This window comes from Allocoprococcus comes (assembly GCF_013300725.1).
Taxonomy (GTDB): Bacteria; Bacillota; Clostridia; order Lachnospirales; family Lachnospiraceae; genus Allocoprococcus; species Allocoprococcus comes_A.
The window spans coordinates 74833-95842 of sequence record NZ_JAAIMM010000001.1 but is presented as its reverse complement, the minus strand read 5'-3'; the positions used below and the strand labels follow the sequence as shown (position 1 = coordinate 95842).

The following is a 21010-nucleotide window of genomic DNA, read 5'->3' as shown; positions in this document are numbered from 1 at the left end:
ATTAAAATCGGTCAGAACATTTCTGGCTTCCTGTATTCCATGCCGCAAGCTGCGCTTCTGCCACTGCCTGATAGATTTTTTTCTTTTCTTCATCACTTACGGAACTTTCCACTTCCCCGTCCAGACCATTCAATACGGACTGTCCTCCTTTGGTATCCCATCCACAAGCCAGAGAATTGAACAGGCACCATTCTCCGCAGATCACCGGGAAATATTCTTCCATTTCCTGAATATCTTTCTGAAAATGTTCTCTGATATAATTCAGATATCCTTCCATTGTCTGCTCGCAGCCATTTGCCTCTGCAACCATCAGATACTGATGGTTATCTCTCCGGTACCTTCATGGTTTCCCACATATTTTCTGTCACCGGTTCATTGATCACTTCAATTCCCCATAAGCCTTTTCTTTCCCCGTAACGCTCTGCCAGACGCTCCAGTACAGACAGGACAAATTCAACCTCTTCCGGATGCTTTGACCATTTACATACGCCGCAGATTCCTCCGTTGTCAAATGTCGCTTTTCTGCATGCCCAGGTTACAATTTCCGGTTCAATCATCAGACGTACATCAAACAGATCCAGTGCCAGCCTGTAACGATCCTCCACATTTCCAAAGCCCAGCACATCATTTTCCATATAACTGGTACTGATGACATAAGTCCCGTCTCCTCTGCGCACTTCCAGAACACCTCTTGTGACCAGACCTTTTACTGCCTCTCTTACCGTACTTCGTCCAACTCCAAACAATTCCGTCAGTTCGTATTCATTCGGGATCTTCTCGCCGATTTTTACCGGTTTATCCAGAATATATTTCATCAATCGGTCTTCTGTCTGCTGTCCCAGCGTCTGTTTCATTCCATTTTCACCCTTTTGCATCTGCACATCTCCGAAACCTCTTGTTTTTCTAAAATTTTATCATGCAATTTTTCCCATTTCAACTCTGCATTGCCAGTCTCTGGCATTTTTGCTATACTGTCGATGTAGTTTTACAACAGTGAGTGGCATAATTTGTTTTTTGACACTCACATCATTTTTATTAAGTACATTCAAATTTACTACTGGAGGTTATTATGATCAAATTAATTGCAAGCGATCTGGACGGCACTCTGCTCCACGATTATCAGCAGACTGTTCCGGAAGATATATACGATACCATAAAAGCTCTTCACGACAAAGGAATCCTCTTCACAGCTGCCAGCGGACGTCAGTATGCCAATATCCGCAGACTGTTTTCCCCTCTGGGCTTCGATATTCCCTATATCGCAGAAAATGGTTCCCTTTGCATTTATAAAGAAGAAGTCCTTGCCACCGGCCTGATTCCATCCGAGACGATCCGCCACATTCTGGACGTACTGATGGAATACCGGAAGATCTATCACACCGGACACTGTATCCTTTCTGTAAAAGATACTTATTACAGCGACTCAACCGATGAACGTTTCATTGATTATATGGAAAATGATATGCATAACATTGTTACCTACGTGCCGGATCTCTATGCAGTCAAAGAACCGATCATCAAAGCTGCTATCTGTGATTTTAACGGTACCCAAAATCTGGCACCATTCTTCCAGGAGCGCATCGGAAATGAAATCAGTGTCGTAACCTCTGCCGATCACTGGATCGACTTCATCGCACCAAACGCAAACAAAGGAAGTGCACTAAAAGTACTCATGAAAAAATTCGGGATAAAAAAAGAAGAATGCATCTGCTTCGGAGATCAGCAAAATGATATCGAGATGCTGAAGGCTGCGGGAACAGCGTATGTCATGGCAACCGGCCATCCTCTCGCCAAGAAGGCGGCGGATTACGTTGTGGACTCGCCTTTGCCGGTGATGCAGGGGTTGTTGTAGGTTGAAATGGGGGGACGCTCCATATAAAGAATTGGACTGGTAACTGTTTCGGAATATAAGAATCTCTAAGGCCACAGAAATTTATTAAAAGCATTCTGAAAAATCCATAACTCGCTTCGCTCAGACAGATGGATTTTTCAGAATAACATAAATTTCTGTAATCTAAGAGCTTCTAATATTCTTCCAAATGTTACCAGTCCAATTCTTTATATGGAGCTGTTTTTTCAAGACAGACAACTCCTGAATGATGGAGGGGCGGTGACTCCAGAACATAATGGAGAAAGTGCGCCTGTAACCCGAGGAGCGCTGGACGGCTGCGGAGCAGCCTGCAGCTAAATAAGCTAAACATTTTTCTGAAATGAACAGCGCAGCTGAATGTTTCCGTCTTGACGGCATTTGAGACTTTTAGGGAATCTTAGGTTTTGAGAAGATGCGTTAGGGGAAGAAATCCACACTGTCTGAGCGACAGCGAGTTTGTGGATTTCTTCCCCTGTTTTTAGCATCTTTTCAAAATTTTAGAGTCCCTTAATGCCTCAAGCCTGTCCGGCAAGATGGAAACATTCAGCTGCGCGTCCCTTTTGAACCAGCAAGCTTATATAACTCCCCCAATCCGTTCTCCCATCTTCACAATGGTTTCTGCTCCCTGCAGCGTGTTCTGGATCAGATCACTGTCTGGCAGCACTTTTCCCGGTTCCAGGAGCAGCACAACCGTTGAACCTCCGAATTCAAATCTTCCTTTTTCTTCGCCGCGTTTTACCTGGCAGCGTTCTTTTTTATAATTCCGGATCTTTCCGACCATCAGTGCACCGACTTCCATCATCAGGACGGTGCCGAGTTTTTCATTTTTTACAAGACAGTATTCTCTGCTGTTCATTTTGTAGATTTGGCAGATATCATTTGCGATCGGATTTACAGTGTGAAAAATTCCCGGAATCCTTCTCTGATAGGTCTTTTCTCCATCCGCCACGTAGCAGTATCTGTGGTAATCGTCTACTGTAAGACGGATCACTACCGCCCAGCCTCCCATATAATGTCTGGCAAGCTTCGCATCGCGGATCAGGCTGTGGGTTGTATATGGTGTATGTTTAATGAAGAATCGTCCGTTTTCGTGAATTGGATAGACACTCACCTTCCCGTCACATGGACTGATCAGTACGGTATCTTCCCTGTTAACCGGGCGTTCCTCAGCTTTTATTTTCCTGGTAAAGAAATCATTATAGGAATCAAATTTCTGTTTTTCATATTTGTTCAGATCGATCCCGTGGGTTCTGGCAAATAGTCCGGCAAAAACAGCGGATACTTTTGTATTCAACAGCTTCCCTCCAAGTCTGGATACTGCCGGTAAAAGAAGTGGACGCATCAGAATTCTGGTTGCCGTATGGGTATAAGCAACTTTCAAAAGCTTATCCTGTCCGGTTGTCTTTTTTATCCGATGGCCTTCTCTGTCCATATAATCCATTTTTCTACCTCCTGTCCGTCTTATCCATGCCTGATAATGCAGCTGTCAGGCAGATCTCTGCCCTTCACTTTGCTGCCTGCTCATAACCTGGTTTCATTACATCATGCTCATATAACGCATATAGTGCCGGACCAGAATAGCAATCACTGCCATTGCCACAACAGCTACAATCGCACCCATGGTTACATTTTTCGGCTTTTTCAGTTTGAAATTGGTGATAAACAAAATGCCGACCACCAGCATGACCACATGAAGCGCAAGCATAAATTCACAACCTAAAAATGGTTTTAATACAACCACGATCGGAAGTGCGATCGCCATCGAAGTGATTGGAAGTCCCTGGTAGCATTCTCTCTTCTCTGAGGTTTCTTCCTGCCGCTGTTCTTCCATTACATTGAACCATGCAAGGCGGATCAGACCTGCAAGCACATAGAACATCAGGATTGCCACACCGATCACACCCCGAATTCCGGCACAGTAACAAAGAACCGCCGGTCCTACTCCGAAACAGACGATATCGCTCAGCGAATCGATCTGGATCCCAAAACGCTTTTCCACCTCTGTCCGGTTCTTTTTCGTCCGTGCGATCTTTCCATCGAACATATCACAAAGCCCGGAGATTGCAAGGCACATCACCCCAGATGCAGATGCCCGTTCACTGCAAACATCATTCCTCCGACCGATACCATCAAACTGACATATGTAAGTATTACCGTATAATCATAAACCCCTAACATTTTATCTCCCTCTTCTTTCTTCCTATCGTAAAATTCGCCACAATCGTAAGTATAGCACTTAATCCTAATTCTGTATAATACCCAAGCCCTCTGCTGAGAATCATTCCCGGCAGAAGCAGATGGCTTCCGAATACCGGAATAAAGATCATGGTAAACAGTTTTTCACTGATTCCCATACCTCCCGGAAGTGGAAGCATATCCACAGACACTGCAATAACTGCCTGCAGTGTAATGACCACAATTGCCTTTGCATCACTAAGTCCAAACGCCTTATAAACAAACCACGTTGCTGTAAACAGCGCAAACCTCTGGAACATGGTGATCGCAAATACATTGACAATCACCTGCCTGTGTTCTTTCAGATAAACAGCTGTATCACGGTACTGATCCATAGACGCATTGAGTTTCTCAAGACGCGATCTCTTATGTCTCAGAAAATGCAGTTTTTCCAGCAGTGCCATTCCCTTCACAAGAATCGCCCTTGCCAGTACCGGATGAAACACCAGCACCAGCATCGCCGTCACGCAGAAAACGTTCAGAGCTGTCCCCAGATAAAAGATATGCCGGATACTCCAGAGATACTTATGGATAAATCCCTGTCCGAACAGTACCAGCCCTAATCCGACAACCACAAGTACCAGCTTATAGGTGATCGTAACGATCATCAGCACCAGCGTCGAAACCGGTATTGGTATCTTTTCTTTTTTCATATAATAAATCTGTGCCGGCTGTCCTCCGGATGCCGAAGGTGTAATGCAGCTGAAAAAGAATCCAACCGATGAAAAAAGGAAACAAGTCCACTTTTTCAGCCGGATTTTCAGTGTCCGCATCATATAATAGATAATGATCGATTCTCCCCAGATAAAAATCACAACACAGATCACTCCCGGAATCAGCCATAATACATTGACCTGCCCCAGGATCTTCACAATTTCACCAATATCTTCCCCATGAAATACGCCATACATTGTACCGGCAAATACCACCAGCAAAAATATGACATTGAAGATCGTCTTCTTTTTATTTTCCATCTCTCTTCATTCCTGTCCGGTTTCCAAGTTTATTTGCTATTTTTTCTGTCAGACGCCGATAAATCCGCCATCCATTTGTCCGTCTGCTGATCTGCCAGGTTACTTCTGCAAGAAGAATTCCTGCTGCTGCATCTTGCCATACATGCTGCCTAAGCGCCAGTGTCGATATCACAACCATTACCGTCATCAGGACAGAAAAAGCTTTATACCAGTTGGGAATCTTCCGATTCTTCCTGACCGCAATACAGCTGAACCAACTTGCCATGCAGTGAATGGACGGAAACAGGTTGATCGGCTTATCAACCGTATACAGAAACCGTACTGCCTGCGTCCAGATATCCGTCCCTGTCAGAACCGGTCTCGTATTCGTGGTCGGGAAAAAAATAAAACACAGCATACATACCAGCCGCGCATAAAAATCCGCAGTAAAAAACTGGTATTTTACCTTTTCTTCCCGCATCGATGCCATGAAATAGTTCACTACCCAGAAAAGATAACACCCAAAATAAATAATAATAAACTGTGGCATAAAAGGAATCGCCTCATCCGCCGGACCAGAAAGATTATGAGTCTTAATTCCCGTCCGTAGTAGCGGCACTCCCCAATACACCACAGCATTCATACAAAATGTAATAATAAGTGGAATTAAAATTTTTAATTTTTTCTTCATACTGACTATACTATACACAAATAAAAAAATAGCAAGTGTTTTTAATAATTCTTAAAGAAAAAAGTCCTGTCTCTTAAGAAAACAGAACTTTTTCTTTCATATTTCTTTAGTTTTACAAAACCTTTGACAAAAATTCTTTCAACCGTTCATCTTTCGGATTTGCAAAGAACTCCTCCGGAGTCCCCTGCTCTTTTACTCTTCCTTCATCCACAAACATGACACGGTCAGCAACCTCTCTTGCAAATCCCATTTCATGTGTAACGACAACCATGGTCATGCCTTCCTGGGCAAGCTGTTTCATCAGCTCCAGAACCTCTCCAACCATCTCCGGGTCCAGTGCGGATGTCGGCTCATCAAAGAGCATTACATCCGGGTTCATGGCAAGGGAACGCACGATCGCGATCCGCTGCTTCTGTCCACCGGAAAGCTGTGACGGATAAGAATCTGCCTTCTCTTCCAGTCCGACTCTCTTAAGAAGTTCTCTTGCTTCTTTTTCTGCCTCTGCTTTATCCTTTTTCAGAAGTTTGATCGGAGCCAGTGTGATATTTTCAAGAATCGTCTTATGTGGGAAAAGATTAAAGTGCTGGAACACCATTCCCATCTTCTGACGATGTTTGTCAATATCTACCTTTGCATCTGTAATATCCACACCTTCAAAATAAATATGACCCCCGGTCGGCACCTCCAGAAGGTTCAGGGAACGGAGGAATGTAGATTTTCCGGATCCTGACGGTCCGATGATTACCACAACTTCTCCTTTGTGGATCTCTTCTGTAATTCCATTCAGTGCATGAAAATCGCCAAATGCTTTCTGCAGATTTTCTACACGGATCAATACATCTCCATTAGTGGTCACTGTTCCTTAACCTCCTTTCCAGCATACTTACCAGTTTACTGAAGATCATAACCATAACCAGGTAAATGATCGCAACTGCCATCAGCGGCATAAACGCATCATAGGTTCTGCTTCGGATGATATCTCCACCCTTTGTCAGATCCTGAAGGGCAATATATCCGGCAACAGAAGTCTCTTTTAAGAGAACGATAAATTCGTTTCCAAGTGCCGGAAGGACATTTTTAAATGCCTGCGGCATGATAATATAGATCATCGTCTGACAATAATTAAATCCAAGGCTTCGTCCTGCCTCAAACTGTCCGTTATCAACTGCCATAATACCGGAACGGAAAATCTCAGCAACATAAGCACTGGAGTTCATACCAAATGACAGAATCGCTACGATTGTCTTACTGACATCAACACTTGCAAAAATTACAAAGTAAATGATAAGCAGCTGTACAACAGCCGGTGTACCACGGATGACCGTAATGTAAATCTGGCAGATCAGATTCAGGATCTTCAGCTTGCCGGTCTTATCGTATGTGGAACGGACAATTGCCAGAAGGAATCCGAGAACTACACCGATCAGGACAGCACAAAAGGTTACAATTAATGTAACCTTAAGTCCGTCTGCAATGTAGTGCCACCTGTCATCTTTTATAAAATTCATTATAAATCTTGCTTTAAAATCACTCATAAGACACCACCAGTCTGTACCCGATTAGTCTGTAATATATTTTGCAACGATTTCATCAAATGTTCCATCTTCTTTTAACTCTTTGATCGCATCATTGACTTTCTTAACCAGATCATCATTACCTTTTTTGATTGCCAGTGCATAATCTTCTTCTACATAAGAAGTCTCCAGGATCTTCAGACTTTCATTTTCTTCTACGAATGTCTTAGCCGGCTGGTTATCAATGATCACTGCATCGATCTTGCCCTGCTGCAGAGCCTGTACAGCTTCCATACCTTTGTTGAAACGCTCTACGTTATCATCACCGAAATCATCTGTAGAATAAATATCCCCTGTTGTTCCCTGCTGAACACCAATCTTCTTTCCTTTCAGATCATCCGGTCCTGTAATATCACTGTCATCTGTTACAATGATAACCTGAACTCCTGTGTAATAGCTGTCAGAAAAATCAACCTGTGTAGCACGGTCTTCTGTTACAGTCATACCTGCTGCTCCGATATCTGCTTTTCCGCTCTGAACAGCCGGGATAATAGAATCAAATGCCATATCTTCGATCTTCAGATCCATTCCAAGCTTGTCAGCGATTGCTGCTGCGAATTCTGCATCGATTCCGACAACTTCATCTCCGTCATAGTATTCAAATGGTGGGAATTCTGCGTTTGTAGCCATAACAAGCTTTTCTTTCTTGTCTGATTTTGCAGAGTCACTCTTTGATGAATCACTCTTTGATCCACAAGCTGCAAAACTGAATACACATGCACATGCAAGTACAACACTGATTACTTTTTTCATTTTCATAATACCAACCTCCAAATTTTATCCATTTCCCCTATTCTATCATGTTATAAAGAAAAAACAAAGTGGGTTTTTATACATTTTTCTGCATAAATTCCCACCTTTTTTCGTGATTATTCTCTTTTAGCCGAAGATCAGGAAATAAAGAAGTACCAGAACCCCAAGTACGATACGGTAATAACCGAATGCCTTAAAGTCATGCTTCTTGATATATCCCATCAAAAATTTGATCGCAAATACGGATACGAAGAACGCTACCAGACATCCCACAAGCAGAATGACCACTTCGATCGCGGTATAATGGAATCCGAATTTGATAACCTTTAAAAGACTTGCTCCGAACATAACCGGGATCGCAAGGTAGAAGGTAAATTCTGTTGCCACATAACGGGATGTTCCGATGAGCAGCGCTCCAAGGATGGTTGCTCCCGAACGGGAAGTACCCGGGATCAGTGCCAGGACCTGGAAACCTCCAATGATCAGTGCCATCTGATAGGTAAGCTCTGTCAGCTTTGTAATCTGCGGTCTGGTGTGTTCATTCTTTTTCTCGATCAGAATGAAGAAGATACCATAAATGATCAGCATCAGTGCAACAACTACATAATTGTAAAGATACTTGTCAAGGATATCATCAAATAACAGCCCGATCACAGCTGCCGGCAGACAAGCCACAATGATCTTGCACCACAGGTTGATCGTATTTCTCTTCTGCTTCGCTGATTTTCTCTTTGAAAACGGATTCAGCTTATTGAAATACAGAACAACGACCGCCATGATCGCACCGAGCTGTATCACAACACGGAACATACTGTTGAATTCATGACTTGTACTCATATGTAAAAACTGCTCTACCAGAATCATATGCCCTGTACTACTGATTGGAAGCCATTCTGTGATACCTTCCACAATCCCCAGAATGACAGCAATTAAAATATCTAACATTTTTCCCTCTTTCTATCCCCTCTCGGGATTCAATACAAATTTTTCAATGGCAGCCGCCACGCCATCCTCCTCATTGGACAATGTGATATAATCTGCCACCTCTTTTACTTCATCTGCTCCGTTTGCCATCGCAACACCAAATCCGACTTCTTTTAACATCATCAGGTCATTGTTGCCATCCCCGCATGCCATGATCTCTTCCCGTTCAATCCCAAGAAGCCTGCCAAGCTGGATCAGTCCCATGCCTTTGTTGACTCCCGGTGCATTGATCTCCAGGTTCGTTCCCATCGAATCACTGATGCTTAAATCCCCAAGCTCCATGATCCGCCGCTTTGCTTCCAGCCGTTCGTCCTGGTTCTTAAAAAGTGCATGGATCTTATCCATCTCATGCCCATTCATCTCTTCCATCTTCTCCCAGAGACTCGTAATGCCTTTGCGGGTGGTTCGGATATAATCTGCCATCGCGGGATTTTGCAGATACTCTCCGACCTTCAGAAGTTCATCTGCCTGCACGAAACCTCTTCCATCAAAATAAATCTCCTTGAACGTATCATAATCTCCAAAAATCTTAAGGATCGCCGCGCCCATCTCATACGACAGCATGTTGGCATAAAGTATTTTATCTTCCTGCAGGTCCAGGATCCTTCCGCCATTCGATGTCAGTGCATAACGCATACCCGAAAAATTACGGAGCACTTCCGGGATTCCTGTCACCGGACGCCCTGTTGCAACCAGTACTGTTACTCCCTGATCGATTGCACGTGTAAGTATTTCTCTTGTGTGACTGGTCAGTTCTTTCTTATCATTCAGTAAAGTACCATCCAGATCAAGCCCTATCATTTTTATCTTTTTCATGAATAATTCCCTCATTTATGGCAAAGCTAAAAATACATTTCAAATCTTAGTATAACACGATTCCCCGTGTATGTATAACAAAATTTGCGGATTCAGGCATTTTGTAGTATACTGATAAAGGCTCAATTTTGAAGAAAGGAAGAATTATGAAGAAAAGGTTAAAAGCATTTTCAAGGACAACCATCGCACTCCTTACCGCTGCCCTGGTCTGTTCCCCATTTACAAAAGCTTACGCCGATGACACTGTAGACTCTCTCGAAAAGCAGACAAACGGTCTTCAGAACCAGCTCGACTCTCTGAATCAGGACCTCACAAGTCTCAGCGCTGAGATCACAGATCTTGCATCAAAAATTGAGGATACGGATGCTTCCGTACAGAAAGTAGAACTGGATCTTGCCGCCGCAAAGCTGGACGAGCAGTTACAGTACGCTGCGATGAAGAAAAGGATCAAATATATGTATGAATCGGGAAATACTTCCTTATTACAGATCATCTTTTCTTCCGAAAGCATGGGAGATTTTCTAAACAAAGCAGAATTTGTCAAGAACATTACAGAATACGACCGAAATATGCTGGATGAATTACAACAGGTTCACGATCTTGTCGCGAAGAAAGACGCTGATCTGAAAGCAGAGCAGGCTTCTCTGGCAGAGATGAAAACAAATCTCGACCAACAGGAACAGGAACTGAATGACAAGATTTCCTCTACTTCCGGTGAGCTTCAGGCTTCATCCGAAGCACTGGCGAAAGCAAAAGAAGCGCAGGCAGCCGCTGCTGCTGCACTTAAGAAAAAGCAGGAAGAAGAAGCCGCTGCCGAAAAGCAGAAGCAGGAAGAAGCTGCTGCAAGCAATACCTCAGGCAGCTCCGGGAACACGGATTCCGGTAGTTCCGGCGGTAATACGACGATCACAGTTCCGGATACACCTGCTGAGACAACCGACCTTGTTCTTTTTGCTGCAATCCTGCAGTGCGAAGCCGGCGGATACAACTATGACGGTATTCTCGCCGTTGCAACGGTCATTATGAACCGTATGGAAAGTCCTGCATATCCGAACACTATAAGCGGTGTCGTCTACCAGAGCGGACAGTTTGCTCCAACCTGGGATGGAAGCTTAAGCCGCGTCCTGCAAAGCGGACCTGTATCCTTATGCTATCAGGTCGCTCAGGAAGCGCTCGGCGGAGCACGGCTCGCATCCGTAAGCGGATGCTACCAGTTCCGAAGCGCAAGTACCGGTGTGTCCGGGATCAACGTTGGGGGAAATGTATTTTTCTAAATCCTGTCCCTGTGGATGTGCGTTTGATTCATTCACAGGACAGAATACAAAAACGGTATTTACTCATCTTCACGAGTAAATACCGTTTTTGTATTTTTTACGCATTATAGTTTGCAAGAAACTGTGCAATCAATTCTACACAACCTTCCACATCTTTTTCATCTGCTACCTCTGCAGGCATGTGCATATAACGAAGCGGGATTGATACCAATACCATCGGTACTCCCTGATTTGAAAAATGAATCTTATCTCCATCCGTATAACTAAGCCTGCTTGCAGCTTCTCTCTGAACTGGAATTCCTACTTTTTTTGCACATTCTTCCATTTTGACATTTAAAGTTTTTACCACGATCGGACTGTTGCAAAGAACCGGTCCACCCCCCAGAAGAACCGTTCCCATCTCAGCCGGATCCATTCCACTGCAGTCGCTTGTGTAAGTCACATCCACAACAATCGCAAGTGTCGGATTAATCCGTGTACTTGTCCAGAAAGCTCCGGTTTTCGTTGTCTCCTCTCCAGTTGTAGAAGCTCCATAGACACCAACTTTACATCCAAGTTCTTTCGCTCTCTTGATTGCTTCCATAATGATATAAACACCAAGTCTGTCATCCAATGCTCTGGCTGTAAATTTACCATTTGTCATCTTACGAATATGTGTATCCGGAACAATCGGATCTCCCAGACTTACATTCTTTAACGCATCTTCTCTATCTTTCGCCCCAATATCGATCAGAAAATGCTTTGTTCCCAGATTTTCTTCTTTGAACAAATCACGATATGCTTCGACAACACCGTAAACCTCTCCGTTTTTTGTCTTGATACGCACCTGACGTCCCGGATAAGTTGCCGGAACAATTCCGCCTCTGTCGATCACCTGCAGTCTTCCATCTTCCCGGATGTTCGAAATCATAAGTCCGATTTCATCTGCATGGGCCGAAAGCATGATACGTACATCGCTTTCCGGATTCAGAATACATGTCAGATTCTGCATCTCATCACGGCGAATCTCATCTGTATATTCTTTCATTTCTTCTGTTACAACATCCTGCACCTGCTCCTCATAACCCGATACAGAAATACTGTTAAGAAGGTTCTTTAAAAATTTTTCATTCATTCTACTCATCTTCTTTCTTACTTAGCCGTAACTTTCAGAAGATCTGCAAATGCAGACAGATTATAGGTTCCAAGTCCACTTGCAACTGCATCCCCGATAGCAGCACAATCCATTCCCCCTGCGATTGCTGCCTGCAGCCCTGCTTTTGCGTCTTCTACAACCAGACACTTATCAGCCTGTTCGTCTACATACTCTGCTGCTTTCACAAATACTTCCGGATCCGGCTTTGATTTTGAAATATTATTTCCGTCTGAAATTGCATCGAAATACTCTCCAAGTCCCAACTGCCCGAGAATAAATCTTGCGTTTTTGCTGGATGATCCAATCGCCAGTTTATGTCCATTCGCACGAAGATCATCCAATGTTTCCTTTACTTCTGCAGACAGATCTGCAGGACTCATATTTTTCAGAAGTTCTTTATAGATATCATTTTTCTTTGTTGTCCAGCATTCTTTCTCTTCTTCGCTCATTTCTCCTTCATAGCGTTCCAGAATAATTTCAAAGCTTTCCATACGACTCACCCCTCTGAGCCGGTTATTGATTTCTTCATCAAAATAGATTCCCAGTTCATCTGCAACTGCTTTCCATGCCTGATAATGATATTTATCAGTATGACAGATTACTCCATCCAAATCAAAAATTACTGCATTGTATTTCTTCATCTTTTGCTTCTCCTTCTGTTTCAGACAAGTTAGAAATGATGACAGCGGCCAGGATGATCGCACATCCGATCACCATGCGAAGTGTAATCACTTCATGCAGAATGATGATAGAAAAAATCGTTCCAAATACAGATTCCATTGAAAGTACAATCGCTGCTTTTGTCTCATCTACATACTTCTGGCATGCGGTCTGGAGCAGATAACATACAGTCGTACTGATTACACCCAGATACAAAACACTTAACCATCCCTGTGTTGTGACCTGAAAATCGGTCTCTCCAAAAATCACAAGACTGACTGCCGATAATACAAATGCTGTGATCATCTGCACCATATTCAGTACAGATGCCGGATATTTTTTCACAAATTCTCCGGTAAAAAAGATCTGGAACGCAAATCCTACCGCACAGAGAAGTGTAAGACCATCTCCCAGACTCAGTGTAAGATTTCCATTCAAAGAAAGCAGTGCTACTCCAATAACGGACATGATTGCTCCAATGATTCCTTTCATGCCTACTTTCTTCTTCAAAATTATAAATGCAATGAACGGCACTATAACTACATTCAGTGCTGTAAGGAATGCATTTTTGGAAGGTGTTGTATATTGCAGACCGATAATCTGAAGTGCAAATCCTGCAAAAAGTGCAATTCCCATCAGAATACCTGCTTTTATTGCACCTGCGCGGTCCTCAAGTTTCCCTTCTTTTTTATGCTGTCCCATGCTGATCATCCCCATCAACACAGATGCCAGCAAAAATCTTACCATCATAATCTGGAAAGGCTTCATGCTTCCCAGTGCCATATCACTTGCGACAAAGCCGCCTCCCCATATGACCGTAACCAGTATAAGTCCTCCGATTGCCAGCCATTTTTTCATCATATATCCTCCCGTCTCTTTTTAGATTGTTGTTACTTTTCCATTTATTTCAACTTCTACAGGTTCTCCTGCAAGACGACTGACCTTTGCCTGATTACTACTATCTGCCGTGATTTCAAGCCATGCCCCTCTATAATGCAGACGGAATGTTAATCCCTGCCATTCCTTTGGCATATTCGGATGAACTTTCAACATACCATCTTCTCTTTGCGCTACACCTGCAAATCCAAATACAATTGTCTGCCATACTCCACCAGTATTTGCCGCATGGATTCCTTCTCTTGTATTTCCCTGCATATTTAACAGGTCAATAAAGGCTGCGCGGCGAAGATACCGATATGCTTTTGAATCATCCCCTACTTTAAGCCCCATAACAGAGAAAATACTCGGACTCAATGAAGAACCATGAAGTGTACGCTTTTCGTAATAAGCGTAGTTTTCTTTAATTGTTTCTTCATCAAATTCATTTCCCATAAGGTGCAACAGCATAACAACATCTGCCTGCTTATTGATCTGTGTCTCTCTTGCCCTTTTTGTCTTAAGTGCTTCCGGACGTACTGGCCAGTCATTCTCATCATATTTTTCGATTGTTACATTATCCAGCTCGAAATATCCTTCAAACTGTTCCAGAAGTCTTGTGCCTTCTTTTCTTGGCAGATACATCTTTTCCTGCACTTCTTTCCAGTGTGCAGTTTCCGCCTCTGTAAGTCCTGTCTTTTCGATCAGGATGTCATACGCTTCCTGATTCTCTTTCTCGATTGATGCAAGCAGTGAAAGAACATATCCGAGATTCCATCTCGCCAGATAATTGGTATAGAGGTTATTATTAACCGGTTCATGCCATTCATCTGGTCCCGTTACCTGATTGATTTCATAACGATCCTGCTCTTTGTTGTACTCACAGCGGCTTGCCCAAAATCTTGCTGTCTCTGTCAGAATCTCCGCTCCTTTACTGTAAAGGAAATCCATATCCTGTGTGATCTTAACATAATTATAGATTCCATAAGCAACTGCTGCTGTTACATGATGTTCATATACCGCAACATAACATCTATAACAGGTTCCATCCGGTTCGATGGTCCAGTCCGGGCACTGCTCTGTCCCGTCATCTGCTGACTCCCACGGATACTGTGCTCCTTCATATCCATTCTTATGTGCATTTGCACGCGCTGCGTCCAGAAGATGGTATCTGTAATTTTCCAGATTCTGTGCAGTCTTCGGAAATACCCATGAGAAAAACGGAAGCATAAAAAGTTCGGTATCCCAGAAAGCATGTCCACCATATTCTTCTCCTGTCAAAAGCTTTGCCCCAACATTCACATGGTCATCATGTTCATTTCCCGTACTCATCAGATGGAAGATGTTAAAACGGACTGCACGGTTCAATTCATCATCCCCTGTAATCTGAATATCTGCATTTTCCCACATATTCTTATAAACATCTTCATGTGCTTTCAGTTCCTGATCAAATCCCGTTTCAACAAATCCTTCAATTTCTTTTTCGATTGTTGTATGAAGGGCATAAGCCGGGCATTCTCTTTCTGTATACATCGAAACATATTTTACGATTTCTACTTCTTTTCCTTCTTCTACATGGATGTCACCAAATTCCACACTCTGCTCACCGAATCTGCTTATCATTCTGTTTCCAAGAATCTGTTTTCCATCTGCATAAGCTTCGATACGGCATCCACAACCTACATGCAGATGATTTTCTCTGGTTGCAACTTCCACATAACAGCCATCTGCTGCCAGTTTTTCATTCGCTGTCATATAAGTATGTTTTACCTTAAAGCGTGGTGCATCATAAAAATTAATGATCGTACCATCAATAATACTTTCTACTTCAATAATTCCACTGTAGTTGAGCGGTGTCACATAAAGCCGAATTCCCATCCGGTGTACATTATTTCTGCTCACAAACCGGATTCCTTCAATCAAAGTCTCTCTTCCTTTTGAGTCCTTCAGACGAACTCTTTTTCCAAGAAAAGCTCCTTTCATATCAAGCACTCTTGAAAATTCCAAAATTTCACAGTCTTCAATTCCAATCAATTCTTTTTCTACATAAAGTCTGATTCCAAGCCAGTTCGGAAGTGTGGAAAGTTCACGCATAAATGTCTCTGACTTGTCAAACACTCCATTGATATAAAGATATGGAAGTGTAATCTTTGTTCCTTCCTCATGACTTCCCCGGATTCCAAGGTAGCCATTGGAAAGTGCAAACAAACTCTCATATTTGAGATTCTCTTTTGCCTCATACTGATCCTGCCAGATGAGCCATTCATCGCTATGTAATCTGTTTCTCAGATTTTCTGAAAACATTTCTCTGCTCATATATGATTGTCTCCTTTATTCTTAATCGATGTACTGTTTTCTTGCTTCCCGGATTTCGGTTCCGCATTCTGCTGCCTGTACAGTAAATGCCATTGCAAAATCCTGAAGTTTTACTTTATTTTCTTCCAACTGTTCTTCTCCACAGCTGTTGCTTCCAAGTCCTGACTGGCGATAATCCAGATGGATAATCACATCATCCGCTTTCTCAATTTCAAATGGATGCTGTGCTTTTTCCAGACTTTCATCGGTATAATTTGCAAGGTTCAGACCAAGCTTCTCCTCCATCTTGCATAACAGACCATCTTTTCCATCTCCAATACGGAACCATTTTACCTGTTCACGATGTCCGTTTTCCTGTGGGAACACATAATCTGTCATCATTCCGTCGACTGTATTTTCATAAACTCCCATAACAGATGCAGCCTTGCTGTCTACATAGCTTTCACCAGGTCCCATACCATACCACATTGTCTTCTGGAAGTCTTTATTTCCCTTCATAACAATGCCGATTCGTGGGAAGAATGCCGGTTCCAATTTTCCTCTCTGCACTGCCTTACCCTGCAGTTCAACTTTCATCTGACCACATGAATAGATTTCATATGTATAGTCACATTCAAATCCCCAGGACTGGTTATAGCAACTGAAGAATGTTCCGATCTGGACGATCACCTTATCGACTTCTTCCTGGCAACTGACATACTCTGTCTCTTCTACCGGTTTCTGAATGAAATATTTATTCATCCAGTCCTCTTTCTTGTACATATCGTTATCGATTGTTGCACGATATACGTTCATCCTCGGTCCTTCAGTCAGATATTCTTTTCCATCTTTTCCAAAGGAAACTAATTTTCCAAATACAGTACTGAATTTTGCTGTCACACGACTGTTCTGTACGGTAAGAACTCCCTGACCTTCTGTTACCTGAAGCTTATCAGCTGTTTCTCTTACTGAAAATTCATCTTTTCGGATCTGCATCGGAATCTGAACTTTCTTGATTTCATGTCCTGCCGGTGCATAGCTCCTTTCTTCTTTCTGGCATACAGTCAGATTCAGATAATAATCTGTATTTGCCTGTAATTCAAATGCAGTAAGCGGTAAGGTAATGATCTTTCCTTCATGTGGAGCAACAGAAAGTCTTTCAATAGTTCCTTCCTGTACCGTCTGATCTTCAGCCTTCACTTCCCAGTGAATCATTACGGTATCCAGATTCAGGAAATCATAATAATTCCGGATCTGAATTTTTCTCATGCTTCCTTCAACAGCCATAATTTCTACCGGTGCAATGATCTGTTTGTATTCTTCCATTCCCGGAGACGGTGTTCTGTCCGGCATCAGAATCCCATCGATACAGAAGTTCCCATTAGTTGGAAAATCTCCATAATTTCCACCGTATTTATAATACTTCTTATCCTCTTCTTCAGTGTAAATTCCATGATCATACCACTCCCAGAGAAATCCACCCTGAAGACGTTTGTACTTGCGATACATATCCTGGTATGCTTTTAATCCTCCAGGACCGTTTCCCATCGCATGTCCATATTCACACATTACGTGTGGTTTATCCCCTTTGATCTGATATTCAGCAATCTCTTTGAGACCTTTCAGTCTGGTATACATCGTAGAATATACATCTGTCACTTCTGCCTCAAAATCTCCCTCGTAATGAACCAGTCTGGTATCATCCAACTCACGGATTGCTTCTGCTGCACTGCGGAAATTGCATCCGAATGCGGATTCATTTCCCATAGACCACATAATAATCGATGGATGATTTCTGTCTCTCTTTACCATACGGACACTGCGGTCTACATAGGCATCTTTCCATGTCTCATCATCTGTGATCCATGTATAATTTTCTACCCATTCAAATCCATGGCATTCCAGGTCTGCTTCATTGATCACATAAAGTCCATATTCGTCACACAGATCATAAAAATATTCATTTGCCGGATAATGCGAGCAACGAACAGCATTGATATTGTACTGTTTCATCAGACGAATATCTGATTCCATCTGCTCTCTTGTCACTCTTCTTCCTTCTCTTGGATTATAATCATGATGATTGACTCCGTTCAGAAGGATTACCTGATTATTGACACGGAAGTTCTTATCTTTGATCTCGATTTTGCGGAATCCACATCTGACTGTTACTTCCTGTTTTTCTGTCATTACTGTAAATTCATATAACTCAGGTGTCTCGGCTGTCCATGTATGAACTTCCGGAATCTCAGCCTCAATACATATATCTTTTCCTTCTGAAACAAGTTCACCTTCAAGAACAGTCTTTCCTTTATAAGAAAGCTTCCAGCCAAGATTTGTACCAGCCTGTTTCATTGTAATTCCAGCTGTAAAAAGACCATTTTTGTAGCTGTCATCCAGTGTTCCATTTACCCGAAGATCCAGAACTGCATTCTTTTCCTCATTGATCAGTTCTACATCCCTGTAGATTCCTGATAACCACCACATATCCTGATCTTCCAGATAAGTACCGTCTGACCACTTATATACACGAACGGTAATGTCATTTTCACCTGTTTTTACAAACCCGGTAATGTCAAATTCTGAAGGCAGTCTGCTGACTTTTCCAAATCCAACATGGTTTCCATTTACCCATACATCAAATGCACTGTCAACACCGTGGAATTTCAGAACCGTGTCTTTTTCCATCCACTGTTCATCTAATACAACTGTCTTTTTATAAATTCCAGTTGGATTTTCATCTGGTACATACGGTGGGTTTACCGGAAATGGATATAACACATCTGTGTAATGCATCTTGTCATACCCTCTAAGCTGCCATACGGACGGAACATCAATCTTATCCCATCCTTCACATGCCCTTGACTGTTCAAATCCTTCCGGTGATAATTCCGGTGCATCAACATATTTAAAATTCCATTCCCCATTTAAACTGATTTTCTTTTGCGAATCTTTATAAAAAGCCGTTCGTGCTTCTCTTCTCCCAATTCCGGTAATCCGATGGTCTTCCCATCTTTTTACTGTTTTTCTTGCCATAATTTTCTCCTCTCAAGCGGTATCCCATATAAGACAACAACAGCGGTCAGACAGATACAGTCTGCCTGACCGCTCCATACGCCTGTCTATTTGATAGAACCACTGGTTCCTTCAACAATATATTTCTGCGCGATAATGAAAATAATGATCGGCGGAATAATCATAATAATCGTAATACAGAGCATCGGAATAATCTGTGTACTGTGAACTCCTTTAAATGAAGCAAGTCCAAGTGCCAATGTATATTTGCTTCTGTCCTGTAAGAAAATGAGTGGTCCAAGATAGTCATTCCATACAGTCAGCATATTAAGTACACCGACAAGAATCAACGAAGGTTTCATGATCGGCATGAAAATCTTCCAGTAAATCTGGAACTGATTTGCGCCGTCAATTCGTGCTGCTTCCTCAAAATCCTTCGGGATTCCCATAAGGAACTGTCTCATCAGGAATACATAATAGGCAGATCCGAACCATGCCGGCACGATCAGCGGCTTCAGTGTATTGATCCATCCGAATAAGTTGAATTCCATGTACTGCGGAATCATGGTAACATCCCATGGAATCATCATTGTTGAAAGCAGGATCATAAAGAGAATATTTTTCCCTTTAAAGTTAAATCTTGCAAATCCATAAGCAACCAGTGAACATGAAAGAACCTGTCCGACTGTTGTCAGAACTGTTACAAGAATTGAATTCCAAAGATATGTTCCAAACGGCTGTGATTTCCATGCATTAATAAAGTTCTCAAAATGCCATTCTGACGGCAGAAGTTTCGGTGGATATGCAATTGCTTCTCCTTCTGTCTTAAATGCAGAAAACAGCATGTAAATAAACGGTGCAAGAAAGTAAATGGCTACCAGTCCGAGTAATATGTAAATTACAATTTTTGATTTTTTAGACATCTTCATTACTTTCTACCCCCTTTTTTCTTTTTTGTTTTCTTTGCTCCGCTGTTTTTAGCTTCTGTCTCATAGAATACCCATGCGGATGATGACTTGAATACCACGGCAGTCAGCAGCAGAATGATGATAAACATTACCCATGCGTTTGCACTGGCATATCCAAGTTTGTGATGTTTGAATGCGTTATTGTATGTAAACAGTCCATAGAAGTAGGTAGATTTAAGCGGTCCGCCTCCGGTAAGAAGCATAACCAATGTTACCTGTTGGAAAGAACTGATAATTGACGTAATCAGGTTAAATAAAATTGTAGGTGTAATAATCGGAAGTGTAATACTGAAAAATTTCCTTGCAGGACCTGCTCCATCAATGGATGCAGCTTCGTATACATCAACCGGAATATTTTTGATATCTGTGTAGAAGATAAGCATCATCGTTCCAACACCAAACGCACTTGCAATTATAACTGCAAGGAGTGCCCATGCCGGATCAACCAGCCACTTCGGTCCTTTGATTCCCAGAAGAGATAACAGATAATTCAATACACCATAATCTCCGTTGAGGATCCATCCCCAGATGATAGAAACCGCTACACCTGAGATAACTGCCGGAATATAGAAAATTGTACGGAATACTTTTACTCCTTTAACCGGCTGTGTGATCAGCATTGCAAGGAACAATGCAATAATCATGTTAAGCGGTACGAAAATTGCCGCATATTTCAAACTGATTATAAGGGATTTCCAGAACTGTTTGTCCTTTGTAAACATATCAATATAGTTCCCAAGTCCCCTGAATGTTGGCGCTGTTGTAAGCGGCCAGTCAAAAAAGCTCATGATCAAAGACAGAATCAGGGGACCGATTGTAAATACAAGGAATCCGATAATCCACGGCATAATAAACAAATACGGTGTGGCCGTCTTCAGGAATTTTCTCTGCTTCATTTTTCTTCTCTCCTA

At 42.4% G+C, this 21010-nt stretch carries 17 protein-coding genes and 3 pseudogenes; 2 read left to right on the top strand and 18 right to left on the bottom strand.

Annotated elements, in window-relative coordinates; translation table 11 throughout:
- Window positions 1–25 precede the first annotated feature (25 nt).
- Together G4407_RS17110 and G4407_RS17105 are read right to left on the bottom strand one after the other, a co-directional pair.
- Window positions 26–512: pseudogene (locus G4407_RS17110) on the bottom strand (glycoside hydrolase family 5 protein); the annotation flags it as partial.
- 150 nt (window positions 513–662) lie between these two features.
- Window positions 663–854 (bottom strand): annotated as a pseudogene (locus tag G4407_RS17105) (FadR/GntR family transcriptional regulator); the annotation flags it as partial.
- Window positions 855–1069: 215 nt separating this feature from the next.
- On the opposite strand from G4407_RS17105, the gene G4407_RS00500 reads away from it, so the two are divergent.
- The gene (locus tag G4407_RS00500; protein ID WP_173687333.1) at window positions 1070–1852 is read left to right on the top strand and encodes an HAD family hydrolase; all 783 of its coding nucleotides are present in this window, start codon (window positions 1070–1072) and stop codon (window positions 1850–1852) included.
- A gap of 592 nt (window positions 1853–2444) precedes the next feature.
- Here the strand turns inward: G4407_RS00500 and G4407_RS00495 are convergent.
- The 9 genes and pseudogenes from G4407_RS00495 to G4407_RS00455 all read right to left on the bottom strand — a co-directional run bounded on the left by G4407_RS00495 (window position 2445) and on the right by G4407_RS00455 (window position 9876).
- Window positions 2445–3311: a phosphatidylserine decarboxylase gene (locus tag G4407_RS00495; RefSeq protein WP_173687332.1), complete on the bottom strand. Its 867-nt coding sequence runs from the start codon at window positions 3309–3311 to the stop codon at window positions 2445–2447.
- A gap of 96 nt (window positions 3312–3407) precedes the next feature.
- Window positions 3408–4048, bottom strand: a pseudogene (locus tag G4407_RS00490) (CDP-alcohol phosphatidyltransferase family protein).
- Window positions 4042–5079 (bottom strand): lysylphosphatidylglycerol synthase transmembrane domain-containing protein, encoded by a 1038-nt coding sequence (locus G4407_RS00485; protein WP_173687331.1) that lies wholly within the window; start codon window positions 5077–5079, stop codon window positions 4042–4044. The pseudogene G4407_RS00490 and the gene G4407_RS00485 overlap by 7 nt, the downstream one beginning before the upstream one ends.
- Window positions 5069–5608, bottom strand: coding sequence for a phosphatase PAP2 family protein (locus tag G4407_RS00480; protein WP_243259074.1), 540 nt, complete (start codon window positions 5606–5608; stop codon window positions 5069–5071). The genes G4407_RS00485 and G4407_RS00480 overlap by 11 nt, the downstream gene beginning before the upstream one ends.
- Window positions 5609–5861: 253 nt before the next feature.
- Window positions 5862–6605, bottom strand: a complete 744-nt coding sequence (locus tag G4407_RS00475; protein ID WP_330585898.1) for an amino acid ABC transporter ATP-binding protein — start codon at window positions 6603–6605, stop codon at window positions 5862–5864.
- Entirely contained in the window at window positions 6595–7284 is a 690-nt protein-coding gene (locus G4407_RS00470; RefSeq protein ID WP_173687329.1) for an amino acid ABC transporter permease, read from the bottom strand. The genes G4407_RS00475 and G4407_RS00470 overlap by 11 nt, the downstream gene beginning before the upstream one ends.
- Before the next feature lie 24 nt (window positions 7285–7308).
- Window positions 7309–8082, bottom strand: a complete 774-nt coding sequence (locus G4407_RS00465) for a basic amino acid ABC transporter substrate-binding protein (protein ID WP_173687328.1) — start codon at window positions 8080–8082, stop codon at window positions 7309–7311.
- Window positions 8083–8202: 120 nt separating this feature from the next.
- Complete coding sequence (locus G4407_RS00460) at window positions 8203–9021, bottom strand: undecaprenyl-diphosphate phosphatase (protein WP_173687327.1); 819 nt, start codon at window positions 9019–9021, stop codon at window positions 8203–8205.
- 12 nt (window positions 9022–9033) lie between these two features.
- Entirely contained in the window at window positions 9034–9876 is an 843-nt protein-coding gene (locus G4407_RS00455; protein WP_243259072.1) for a Cof-type HAD-IIB family hydrolase, read from the bottom strand.
- Between the two features lie 146 nt (window positions 9877–10022).
- Between G4407_RS00455 and G4407_RS00450 the strand changes: the two genes are divergently transcribed.
- Entirely contained in the window at window positions 10023–11150 is a 1128-nt protein-coding gene (locus tag G4407_RS00450; RefSeq protein ID WP_173687325.1) for a cell wall hydrolase, read from the top strand.
- 97 nt (window positions 11151–11247) lie between these two features.
- Here G4407_RS00450 and G4407_RS00445 read toward each other — a convergent pair whose 3' ends face one another.
- The 7 genes from G4407_RS00445 to G4407_RS00415 form a co-directional block, all read right to left on the bottom strand.
- The gene (locus G4407_RS00445; protein WP_173687324.1) at window positions 11248–12264 is read right to left on the bottom strand and encodes a M20/M25/M40 family metallo-hydrolase; all 1017 of its coding nucleotides are present in this window, start codon (window positions 12262–12264) and stop codon (window positions 11248–11250) included.
- Between the two features lie 17 nt (window positions 12265–12281).
- Window positions 12282–12926, bottom strand: a complete 645-nt coding sequence (pgmB, locus tag G4407_RS00440) for a beta-phosphoglucomutase (RefSeq protein ID WP_022220168.1) — start codon at window positions 12924–12926, stop codon at window positions 12282–12284.
- Complete coding sequence (locus tag G4407_RS00435) at window positions 12898–13803, bottom strand: DMT family transporter (RefSeq protein WP_173687454.1); 906 nt, start codon at window positions 13801–13803, stop codon at window positions 12898–12900. The genes pgmB and G4407_RS00435 overlap by 29 nt, the downstream gene beginning before the upstream one ends.
- A 21-nt stretch (window positions 13804–13824) precedes the next feature.
- A complete protein-coding gene (locus G4407_RS00430; RefSeq protein WP_173687323.1) occupies window positions 13825–16137 on the bottom strand; it encodes a glycoside hydrolase family 65 protein in 2313 nt (770 codons plus the stop codon).
- A 21-nt stretch (window positions 16138–16158) separates the two neighbouring features.
- Window positions 16159–19152 carry a glycoside hydrolase family 2 TIM barrel-domain containing protein gene (locus G4407_RS00425; RefSeq protein WP_173687322.1) on the bottom strand — a complete coding sequence of 998 codons (2994 nt, stop codon included), beginning with the start codon at window positions 19150–19152 and terminating at the stop codon, window positions 16159–16161.
- A gap of 86 nt (window positions 19153–19238) precedes the next feature.
- Window positions 19239–20060: a carbohydrate ABC transporter permease gene (locus G4407_RS00420; protein WP_117823731.1), complete on the bottom strand. Its 822-nt coding sequence runs from the start codon at window positions 20058–20060 to the stop codon at window positions 19239–19241.
- On the bottom strand, window positions 20060–20995 hold the full coding sequence (locus G4407_RS00415; RefSeq protein WP_173687321.1) for a carbohydrate ABC transporter permease: 936 nt from the start codon (window positions 20993–20995) through the stop codon (window positions 20060–20062). The genes G4407_RS00420 and G4407_RS00415 overlap by 1 nt, the downstream gene beginning before the upstream one ends.
- Window positions 20996–21010 lie beyond the last annotated feature (15 nt).